Here is an 11,666-nt window from a genome sequence, read left to right as displayed (position 1 = left end):
TTATATAAAAATATAATAGAATTAGTGGTAACCTTACAATAAAAAGGGGGAGGTAAAAAAAATTGAAAAAATTTATTTTTTTTATTTGTCTAATATTGCAAGCGTGTAGTAATGAAGAAAATACTAGGATAGACGAGTTATACTATAATAAGGTAGATGGATTATTTTATAAAATTAATGAAAATAAACCTTTTTCAGGAACAGCGTTTAAAACAATAAATGATAATAAAAAAATTACAATTTGGAACTATAAAAATGGAAAGAATGATGGAGTATGTAAAAATTTTTATGAAAATGGAAATATAAAGTTTTATGGAGAGTTTAAAGATGGATTACCTGATGGAGTAATAAAAGAGTACAATAGTAATGGATTTTTAATTTTAGAAGAAAATTTTAAAAGTGGCATTTTAAATGGTATAAAAAAAGAGTTTTATGAAAATGGAAACATAAAAACTTTAGAAACATACAAAAATGATTTTTTACATGGGCGCAGGGTAACATACTATGAAAACGGTAAAGAGAAGGTTGTTGAAAATTATGAAAATGATAAACTAATAGAATCAGCCTTTAAACAAAATTTATAAAGAGATAAAAAAAGAAATAGTAAAAAAGGATTTAGTTTTATTGATAGAATAAATGAAGCAACATAAAAAATATTACAGTAGGATAATAAAATATTAGGAGGGAGTCAAATATGTATATGAAAGAAGAAAAAATATTGAAACGCTTTTTAAAACGAAAAATCTCACTGAATATTGGTACTATAATTTGTTATCTTATAACTGGAAGTTTTATTTTTGGACAAGACATCACAGGGGATACAATTGTAACTGATAACCAAAGAGTAAATGAATCTTTAGTTTTTACTCAGAACGATATAAGTTTATCTAATAAGGGATTTATCAGTTCTAAAGGTTTGTTAACAAATGTAAGTGTAAATCAGGTTGAACAATCAAATGGAGTCATGTCTTTAGGAAGTGTTAGTAATATAAAAGATATAACGAATATAGGAACAATGCAGGGAGAGTTATTTATAACAGGTAAAAATGCAGCGACTGGATTTGCTTCGCTTACAGGTAGTGCAAATGGAATATATTTGAAATCAATAGTAGATAGTATAACTAATACAGGAGTAATTTCAGGATTAAATAATTTACAAGGTGGAAGTGGAACATTTAATGGACTGGCAATAAACTACGCTGCATCAACTAATGGAGGAAATGGAATATCTTCAGATTTTTCCATCAATCAAATTGAAAATTATGGATTAATTAAAGGAGATGTTAGTTTAAAAGGTGGAACAGTAGAAGGAGCACTTGGGAATACTATAAACGCAGTTTCAGGATCATTAGACAGTGGAAATGGAATTGTATCAAGAGTAGGAATAAATAGTATAAATAACAGTGGAGTAATAACAGGTAAAGTTTTTTCTCAAGCTGGTTCAACAGTAGGGATAGCAGGAGCAAATACAGGAGTATGTTATTCAACTCCAGAATCTAGAGCTAGTGGAAATGGAATAGCTGTAAGAACAGGACAATATTCACTAATTTCTAATCTTTTAAATTATGGAAATATAAAAGGGGAAATAACTTTAATTGCGGCTCAAGCAACTAATAATAGACCGGCAGGATATACTTACTCATACGTCACAACTAATGAAAATGGAAATGGAGTTTTCACAAGTTCAGGGATAGAAGCTAGAGATAATAAAGGAGTAATATCAGGAAAAGTAGTTGCAACAGCAAATAAAGCCACAGGAAACGATAATATTCAAGCATTTGTAACAGCTGGAGACAGTGGAAATGGTGCTACGTCATCTTTAGGTTTAGTAACTGATAATAATAGTGGAATTATAAGTGGATCAGCGGAATTAAAAGGAGGAATAGCAACTACAAGTGGAACAGCATATACAGCTGCTTTTATAAGTTCATCAAATAATGGAAATGGTGTGACATATAAAACAGGTCTATCATTAACTACCCCAGCACAAATGAGTAATAGTGGAAATATAAGTGGTTATGCATCAGCTACACCTGGAACATATAGACTTGGAAAAGAGTATGAAAGAACAAATTACACAGGAAGTGGATTTGTTGTAATGGCAGGTAAGACACCTAATATAAAAAATAGTGGAATCATAAAAGGAAGTCAAAGTGCTATAGCAGCTTCGTCAGTTGCTAATATAGGAGTAGTTAATAACTATGGTATTTTAGCTGGAAGAGAGATTTTTAGTGATGGATTGGAACTTCAAAAAAATGCGTCAAATCAACCGTCGATAATTACTAAAGTATTAACAGCCTTAACTCCAACAACATATACAAATTCTGGAATAACAATTAATCTACAAGAGGATTACTTATCACCAGGAGTTTTAAAAGATGGTGATAAAGTTTTAAAAGATGCCAATGGTTATGCAACTATCGCAGAAATTAAAGTAAATACAAGTGGAATAGTACAAATTGATGGAAAAAATGTTGTAGTTTTAAATGCATTAGAAAATGGAGCAATTTCAGGAGCAACACAAACTCTAACGGGAGATAAAGATACATACATAGATTCATCAAATTTATCATTAAGTAAAAACTTTATAATTAATGGTGTAGGAAAAGGAAAAGGAGCTTTAAATGTAAATACTAATACAACAATATCAGATTCAATAATAAATGGTTATAATACAGCACTTTATCTATCAGCAAATAAAACTTTTAAGGGAACAAATGTTGTATTTAATGGTGGTGGATTAAAAAATGATGTGGTGGTAATAAAAGGAGATAGTGGAAATAACACTGCTAAAATCTTAGGAACATCAATAATAAATGGTAATGTAGATTTAGGTGCAGGAGACGATAATTTGGTTATTGGAAGTGGTGTTCAAGTAAATGGAAATCTATTAGGAAACGCCGGGACAGATTCTTTGCAATTAGGAGATGTTCTAATACCAGACTTAAATAAACCATTAAATAACCATGATGGAAATGGAGATGGAGTGATAGATCATGGTGACCACAGAGGCTTAGCACTTTACAATACAATAAGTGATTTTGAAACAATTAGTGTAAATGGTCCTGTAACATTGTATGAAAGTGCAAAAGTTGAAGGGAATACAAGTATTCATATAAATGGAAAGAGTAGCTTAAATTTAAGAGTTGATACAACTAAAACAGATAGTTTAGGAAGAATAATAGGGCATGCTTTATATAGCAGAGGAGATAAAGTTATAACAGCTGATGCGTGTAGTAAAAATGACAATGTAAATGAATATTGGCAAAGTGGAAGTACAGCTAACTATCTAACAGGAGGTGTATTAAACGTAGTAACAAATGGAGTAGGTGTTGGTGGAGTTATAGCTATGAGTGAAGTAGGAGGAAATTCTAATAGTGGAGTAACAACACTAAATCCGTCAGATGAAAAATTATACGTAAGATCAGATTCAATAATTCATAGTGCAAGTGTTTCTGGAGGAGCAACTACAGCAACAAGAGATTATACAACAGGTCAAGCACAAGCTGGAGATATAATAATAACAGTAAATCCAGATTTACTGACAAATCCACCAGTAAATCCAGATCCACCAGTAAATCCAGATCCACCAGTAAACCCAGATCCACCAGTAAACCCAGATAATTGCCAAAGATACGAACAATTAAACAAAATTTATAAAAGTTTAATAGCTAATGGTGATAATATAAATGCAATATATGCGACAACAAGTATAGAGATGCTAAACAAATACTTGAATTATCCAACTGAATGTAGTAGTAAAATAGAGGAGAAAGCTTTAGAGAATTTAATAAAACTTTTAAATGATATATATGCATCGTCTCCATATTCTTTCTCTAGTGATCTATCAAATAAATCAATGAATTTATATGCGAAGACAATAATAGATAATCCATTTAAAGCTCGAGATAAAGAATGGATGTTTTACGGAGGGCTATTACATGAGAGTGTAGACTTAAAAGATAAGTATTACGGTAAGAACTATCATGGTTTTGATACACGAGATAAAACATATAATGTAAAAGCAGATAATAAAATAACTGGAGCATATGCATTAGGAGAATATGGTATAAATAGTACACTTTCTCTTGGAGTTCTTTTAGGAGGAAATAAAAATAAAAGTGATATATCAAATGGTTCTAATTTAGATGGAAATGGTTTTTATATAGGTGGATATTTTAAAAAGGATATAAAAGAGCTAAGAATTTTAGGAGGAATAGGATATCAATATATGAACTATGATGCTAAGAGAGTTGCTAAAAATATGATGCAATCATTCTCTTATAAAAATAGTTATAATGATAATGGATTAAATATATACTTAGATGGAAAGTATAAGTATTCTTTAGGAGATAACTATTATCTAGTTCCAAGAGCTAATTTAATATACAACTATATAAAACAAGATGGTGTAAATGAAGGAAATAGTGCATTGGCAATGAATGTAGAATCTAAAGATTTCAATATGCTTGAAGGAGAAATTGGATTAGATATAAGAAAAGAATTTTACAATGTAAATGGAAAGAGCTCTATTAAAGCCGGTATAGCATATAATAGAATACTTAGTGGAGCAGAAGAGGAATATTTACAGGCAAAAATGAAAGGTGGAAATAAGTTTGATTTATTAGTTCCTGATAAAGTAAAAAATAGATACAGTGTAATATTGGGTTATGAATATGAGGGTGAAAAAGGAATTTTATTTGATTTAAAAGGAAGTTATTCATTCAATGTAGATGAATCTAATAGTAATTCAAAGAACAGTGAGAAAAGTTGGATAATAGGTGCAGGAATAGGATATAGATTCTAGAAGTTGAAAAATTTTAGCATTAGTGATAAAATAAAGTGATTAGTAAAAATAGGAGGAGTTTTAAATTGGAAGAAAAAATCACAATTACTATGCTAATTTTACTTACGATGATGTTCATGAGAAATGTAATTTAAAATAAAAATCCCCTTATTATGAGGGGATTTTTATTTATATTTTTATATCTAAAGATAAAATAATTCCTTTACCATGATCTTCAATATTAAAGTTATTTCCACATGCAATAAGAGTATCCTCTTTTCCTAAAGTATATTCATTATGATTTACACGAATATGACGATTTTCTTCTAAATTATAAAATATATTAATTGCTTTAGAAGAGAGCTCTTTTCCTGAAAACTCTGTTTCAATAATTTTAAAATCTAAAAGATTGATATTCTCTTTAAAAATAAGGTTAAAATCAATGCTTTTTTCATCTGCTAAACTACTTGTGTGGCTATCTCCAGAGAAAAATATATGTGATAGAGGCTTTAAGTAGTAATCTCTTCCATCTACTTCTAATTTAACATTTCCTGATAAAAGTATAAGAAGTCTTTTGTATCCTTTAAAAGATGTGAAATTATATTCTCCAGGATTTATACTTGCCGTTGAAACCCTGAAATTAAAAGGACTATTAATAGTTGAACCATCAGGATAAATATATAGTTCTTTAGAAACTCCTCCAGTCCAAAGGCGTTCTTTTTGGTTTTCTTTTCTAACAATTTTATAATCCATAGTACCCTCCATATATTGAAGTTAATCTCACTACTTATATAGCTCATAAATTTCAAATAATCAAGGCTAATTTTACAAAAAATAAAAAAACTCCTTGAAAAATATCAAGGAAGTTTATTAGGCAATCTCCATAAGAGGTTTATCTTCATTAAAAGTATTGATAAAAGATTCTTTATCATCAGTAGCTTCCAATCCTAAAATTATTAGCTCTAGTAATTCATCCATAGTTTTACCTTTTAGTAGTTCTTTTATGTTAGCTTCAAGCATTTTTCCACCTCACCCCAAAAGTTATAATATTACACATATAATAATACAAAAATTTTATGAAATAGTCAAACAAAAAAGAGATTTTTTTCAAAAAAAATGTTATAATTTACAGTGAAAATGATTTTTAATAGAACAAGAGGTTGAAATGAAGAGGATAATATTACCAATATTAGTTGTGATATCTATTTTTATAATGGCAATTTATTCACCTAAACTAAGTATAGATTTAAAAGGGAAAACAAAATTTCCGCAAGAGTTTGTTCAAGGTGAAGTAACTAAAGTTATAGATGAAGAACTAATGAAAGACCCTGTTATAAAGGGTAAATTTAGAGGCGGACAAAATTTAGAAGTAAAGATTTTAGAAGGGAAATATAAAGATAAAACTTTTAAAGTTTACAACTCTTTAAGCGCTCTTCACAATGTATATGCAGATGTAGGATTAAAAGCTATATTTACAGTGAGAGAGGAAAAAGAAAAAACTACAGTTTGGCTATATAACTTAAAAAGAGATCGAGCTATATATCTTTTAGGTACAATATTTATAGGTGCTGTTTTAATTTTAGGTAAAATGAAGGGAGTGAAATCTCTACTAGCTTTAGTTTTTACAGGGTCAATGATAATATATGTATTATTACCACTTTTATTTAAAGGTGCAGATCCGGTATCGACTTCAATACTTTTATCTTCCATAATAATAGTAGTTAGTTTTTTATTAATAGGTGGATATGATAGAAAAACATATTCAGCAATAATAGGAACTATTAGTGGTATAACTATTGCAGGATTAATCTCCTATGGATTTGGAAAAATAATGAGTTTAAGTGGACTAAATTTATCTGAAGGACAACAATTACTTTATATAACAAAAGATTTTAAACTTCAGATAGAAGGATTATTATTTGTATCCATATTAATTGCTTCTCTAGGAGCCGTTATGGATGTGGCAATGTCTATATCATCATCTGTAAATGAAATACATCAACATAAAAAAAGTTTAACTTCAAAGGAACTATTCCATTCGGCTATGGTAATAGGAAAGGATATAGTTGGAACAATGATAAACACATTGATACTTGCTTTTGCAGGAGGATCATTACCTTTAATGATGATGATATGGGGTTACGGAATGGTTTATCAGCAATTCATAAATATACCAGCTATAGCAATTGAGATTGTCAATGCTTTAGCAGGAAGTATAGGTATAATAGCAACTGTACCAATAACAGCAGTTGTTTCAATATTATTAATAAAAAGAAAAGGGGAGGAATAATAGTGAAAAGCACTAAATTCTTAGTTTTAGGAGCTCTTTTATCTATGGCTTTAATTGGTTGTGGAAAAAAAGAGGAAACACCTAAAACAGCAACAAACACAGAGGTTAAGGAGTATAAAGAAAATAAACTTAATCTAGAAAAAAAAGTTATTACAAAGGGAGAGGCAGGGCCAGAGGAAGTTACTCTATCTTTTGCAGCTACGTCTGACGTTCATGGAAGAATATATCCATATGAGTATGGAATTGATTCTGAAGATAAAAGTGCAGGATTTGCAAAAACTTATACAATTGTAAAAAATTTAAGAGAAAAAAATCCAAACTTAATTTTAATGGATATAGGAGATACTGTTCAAGATAATAGTGCTGAATTATTTAATAACTTAGAAACACATCCTATGGTTGAAGCTATGAATACAATGGATTATGATGCATGGATTTTAGGAAATCACGAATTTAATTTTGAAAAAGATTTTTTATTAAGAAATGTTAAAAATTTCAAAGGATCGGTAATCTCTGTAAACATAGAGAATGAAGATGATGGATCAAAATTTGTTTTACCATACCAAATTTATGACGTTCAAGGAGTAAAGGTAGCTTTAGTAGGAGGAATTCCACCTCATGTTCCTATGTGGGAAGCTTCAGCTCCAGAGCATTTTAAAGGACTTACTTTTGAAGATCCAATGACAGCAGTAAAAGAAACTTTAGATGAATTAGAAGGAAAATATGATGTACTTGTAGGAGCTTTCCACTTAGGAAGAAAAGATGAGTACGGAAAAACTGGTGTATTTGATTTAGCACAAGCTTATCCTCAATTTGATCTTATATTTGCAGGTCACGAGCATGCTAGATATGTAACTGATGTAAATGGAACAACAGTTCTTGAGCCAGGTGCTTACGGATGGGGAGTTTCTAATGGAGAAATCAAAGTTGTTAAAAAAGATGGTAAGTGGGAAGTTAAAGATATAGTAGCTAAAAATGTGGAAACTAAAGATGTTTCAGCAGATAAAGATATGCTAGATCAGTTTAAAAATGTTCATGATGAATCAAGAGCTGATGCAAATAAAGTAGTTGGAAAAGTAAATGGTAAATTTATAGAGAGAACAGATTATATTACTGGTGAAGATAAAGTTACAACAATGCCAACATCTCAATTAGAGGATAATGCAATAATTGAACTAATAAATGAAGTACAAAATCATTTTGCAAAATCAGATGTTTCAGCAGCAGCAGTATTTAATTTTGACTCAAATTTAAATGCAGGAGATTTTAAAAAGAAGGATGTTGCATTTATCTACAAGTATACAAATACTTTAATGGGCGTAAATATGACTGGAGAGAACTTATTAAAATATATGGAATGGTCGATGGATTACTATAATCAAACAGAACCAGGAGATGTAACTATATCATTTAATCCAAAAGTTAGAGGATATAACTATGATATGTTTGATGGAGTAAATTATAAAGTTGATATATCTAAGCCAACTGGGCAAAGAATAGTTGATGCAACAATAAATGGTCAACCTATAGATCCAAAGAAAACATATAAAGTAGCTGTAAATAACTATAGATTTGGAACTCTTATGAACTTAGGACTTGTAACAGCTGAAGATAAATATTATGATTCTTATGAAGAGTTACAAGATGGTGGAAGAATTAGAGATCTTATTGTAAGATATGTACAAGAAAACTTAAAAGGTGAATTAAATCCAAAAGTTGATAATAACTGGTCGATAATTGGATTTGAAGAAAATGTTCCTGGAAAGGATATTGTTATTGAAAAAATTAGAACAGGTGAAATAAAAGTACCAATGTCTGAGGATGGAAGAACATTAAATGTTCAATCAATAAACATAAATAACTTATAATAGTAGTAAAAGCAAAAAAGAGGAAAGGTTTTTCCTCTTTTTTGTTTACTTTTTCAATAAATCAAGATACAATAAAGGGAATTTAGAAAATTATATACTTAATATATATCATATGTGTTAGTTCTAGGAGGAAAGATGTATCTATTAAAATTTAAAAAGAATTTAGTTGAAAAAATATGGGGTGGAAGAGGTTTTGAAACAACTTTAGGATTTCAATTACCTACTGATGAGTTATATGGAGAATCTTGGGAAGTGAGCTGTCATCCAGCAGGGATGTCTTATGTTGAAAACGGCGAATTAGAAGGAAAAAGTCTAGAAGATATATTTAAAAAATATGGTGAAGAGCTTGTAGGAAAAGAGATTGTTGAAAAATATGGAGAAAAGTTTCCACTTTTAATAAAGTATTTAGATATCAATGATAAGCTTTCTGTACAGGTTCATCCAAGTGATGAATATGCATTAAGAGTAGAAAAAGAGTTTGGTAAAAGTGAAGTTTGGTATGTTATGGAAGCTAGTTCGGATGCTAAACTAATATTAGGATTAAAAAAAGAGATTACACCAGAGATATATAAAGAAAAAGTTGATAAAAAGGATTTTACAGGATTATTCAATGAGGTAAGTGTAAAAAAAGGTGATTTTATAGATGTAAAACCTGGAGTTGTTCATGGAACTTTAGAGGGATCTATTTTAATATGTGAGATACAGCAAAACTCAGACACAACTTATAGAATATATGATTTTGATAGAGAAGTAAATGGAGTAAAAAGAGAACTGCATTTAGATAAAGCTATGGATGTAATTGAATTTGGAAAAGATGTAGAGATAAGTTCAGAGGTTTCAAGAGAAAAAATAAGAGTTCAAGATGCAACTGTTGAAGAGTTAATAAGAGGAGAGTATTTTTCTATTGATAGACTATTAGTTAATGGAATATTCCAAGATGAAAGTTATAAAAACTTTAAAATATACTCAATACTTGATGGAGAGGGAAAATTAAAGTCTAAAGAAAAAGAGTATGAAGTGAAAAAAGGTGATACATACTTCATACCAGCAAATACATCAGTTACAATAAGTGGGAAATTAGAGGTTATGAAAAGCTATATATAAATAAAATTTTAGGGGGATGGTATATGTCAAATAAAGCAATAGCTCTGCTAAAAGTTTTGTTACATGGAGATATCCATTTAGATGAAATAACAAAATATGTGGATTTAGATATTAATTCTATAGAAAGAAATATAAATGTACTTAATGAATACCTACATGAAAAAGGAATAAAGCCAATAAGAAAAGTAAATAATATATATAGTCTTGAAAATAGAGATGAGAAATTTTCAGAATTTTTTTCAAAATTAGATATTCTTTCATCTAGAGAAAGACAAGATATATATTGTATAAGGTTACTTTTAGATGGATATATTAATTTGGAAAAAGAAAGACAAGCTATGGGTGTTTCAAGAACCACAGCAATCAAAGATTTGAAGAAGGTAAGAGAGTTTTTAGAGGAAGAGGGAATAAAGGTTGAATCTAGAAATTCTAAGGGGATTTTTCTTAAAGAGATTAATGAAGGTAATCTATATAACATACTTTGTGAAAAAATAATGAAATTGTTTATAGATAGAGAGTTCCTTTCTAAACAGAGAAAAGAGCTATTAGAAGAGATAGATATTTTAGAAGAGAAAGAGTATTTAAAGGTATATTCTCAAATAACAGAAAAATTTAAATTAAAAAAATCCTCATTTTCATATTACGCTATTTATACAATGGCAATAATTGAAAAGATAAAAGGACCTATTAATTATGAAATAAATGGAATTGAAAATCATGAGGAATTTAATGAAACGTTATTAGAGATGGAAAATATAATTACGCCAATAGTATTTTCCTCTGAATTTAAAAGATTTTTAGCAAGTGTAGCATTAAAGATTAGATATAATTGTGATTTAAATAATCCATTAAAAGAGAGTTATAAAAAATTTATTAATAAAGTTCAAGAGATATTTAAGCTTGATGATAAAGAGAAGAAAAAGTTATGTAGTCAACTTGTAACATGCTATACAATGGGATACTTAGATAAAAAATATGGAGTTTTATGGGTTAGAAAAAGTCCAAATTCTGAGAGATGTAAAAGACTAGGTCAAATAGTTGAAGAAATATTGAAAGAATTGGGCATAGATATGATTTATTCAGATGTTTTAAGATTAGCAGGTTGTATAACAAATTTCTTTATGTTAGAAGAATATGTTGAGGGTTTTAAAGTATTAAGTGTATCAAGAAATATTGATAATGAATACAGTCAAAGAGTTATAGAAGCTATGAAAGTTTTTTATCCTAAAATATCCTTTACAACAGAATCTTTTTTAGAGTTTAGATTTAAAAGTAAAGAAGAGATTGATAGTTATAATTTAATAATATCAGATACAGAAAGTTATAGTATAAAAACTTTAAGAAAAGTAAATACTTTAAGTTTAAGAGAGATTCAAAGGTGTTTCATAGAATATGTCTTAGATAAAAGATTTGAAAATTTTAAAAAGTAATAAATGTGTTTTTTATGATATAAAAAGAGTTAAAAAAAGTATATATACATGCTACCTCAAAAATGATACTCTATATGTACAAATCCTTTTCTCTAATATATTCCCCCTAATATATATTTGAGAAAAATTCCAGAAGAACTCCACCCCCCGGAGTTCTTTTTTTATTAAAGTATTTTAATTTAAATAGT

The 11,666-nt window shown here is 28.8% G+C and carries 8 protein-coding genes; 6 read left to right on the top strand and 2 right to left on the bottom strand.

Annotated elements, in window-relative coordinates; genetic code table 11:
* The first annotated feature begins 62 nt into the window (after positions 1–62).
* Together HMPREF0202_RS02385 and HMPREF0202_RS02380 are read left to right on the top strand one after the other, a co-directional pair.
* Positions 63–584, top strand: coding sequence for a toxin-antitoxin system YwqK family antitoxin (locus HMPREF0202_RS02385; protein WP_023051787.1), 522 nt, complete (start codon positions 63–65; stop codon positions 582–584).
* Positions 585–694: 110 nt separating this feature from the next.
* Positions 695–4,807: an autotransporter domain-containing protein gene (locus tag HMPREF0202_RS02380; RefSeq protein WP_023051786.1), complete on the top strand. Its 4,113-nt coding sequence runs from the start codon at positions 695–697 to the stop codon at positions 4,805–4,807.
* Positions 4,808–4,975: 168 nt separating this feature from the next.
* Here HMPREF0202_RS02380 and HMPREF0202_RS02375 read toward each other — a convergent pair whose 3' ends face one another.
* Both HMPREF0202_RS02375 and HMPREF0202_RS15050 read right to left on the bottom strand, forming a co-directional pair.
* Positions 4,976–5,539 carry a HutD family protein gene (locus HMPREF0202_RS02375; protein WP_040406134.1) on the bottom strand — a complete coding sequence of 188 codons (564 nt, stop codon included), beginning with the start codon at positions 5,537–5,539 and terminating at the stop codon, positions 4,976–4,978.
* A gap of 117 nt (positions 5,540–5,656) precedes the next feature.
* On the bottom strand, positions 5,657–5,806 hold the full coding sequence (locus HMPREF0202_RS15050) for a hypothetical protein (protein WP_023051784.1): 150 nt from the start codon (positions 5,804–5,806) through the stop codon (positions 5,657–5,659).
* Positions 5,807–5,951: 145 nt separating this feature from the next.
* Between HMPREF0202_RS15050 and HMPREF0202_RS02370 the strand changes: the two genes are divergently transcribed.
* The 4 genes from HMPREF0202_RS02370 to HMPREF0202_RS02355 all read left to right on the top strand — a co-directional run bounded on the left by HMPREF0202_RS02370 (position 5,952) and on the right by HMPREF0202_RS02355 (position 11,478).
* Positions 5,952–7,076: a YibE/F family protein gene (locus HMPREF0202_RS02370; protein WP_023051783.1), complete on the top strand. Its 1,125-nt coding sequence runs from the start codon at positions 5,952–5,954 to the stop codon at positions 7,074–7,076.
* 2 nt (positions 7,077–7,078) lie between these two features.
* Complete coding sequence (locus HMPREF0202_RS02365; RefSeq protein WP_023051782.1) at positions 7,079–8,944, top strand: bifunctional metallophosphatase/5'-nucleotidase; 1,866 nt, start codon at positions 7,079–7,081, stop codon at positions 8,942–8,944.
* Between the two features lie 135 nt (positions 8,945–9,079).
* On the top strand, positions 9,080–10,048 hold the full coding sequence (locus HMPREF0202_RS02360; RefSeq protein WP_040406131.1) for a type I phosphomannose isomerase catalytic subunit: 969 nt from the start codon (positions 9,080–9,082) through the stop codon (positions 10,046–10,048).
* 23 nt (positions 10,049–10,071) lie between these two features.
* On the top strand, positions 10,072–11,478 hold the full coding sequence (locus HMPREF0202_RS02355) for a BglG family transcription antiterminator (RefSeq protein WP_023051780.1): 1,407 nt from the start codon (positions 10,072–10,074) through the stop codon (positions 11,476–11,478).
* Positions 11,479–11,666 lie beyond the last annotated feature (188 nt).

The sequence above is a fragment of the Cetobacterium somerae ATCC BAA-474 genome (genome assembly GCF_000479045.1).
Lineage (GTDB): Bacteria > Fusobacteriota > Fusobacteriia > Fusobacteriales > Fusobacteriaceae > Cetobacterium_A > Cetobacterium_A somerae.
Note: the sequence above shows the minus strand (reverse complement) of the source record. Positions and strands in the feature narration are given on the sequence as shown.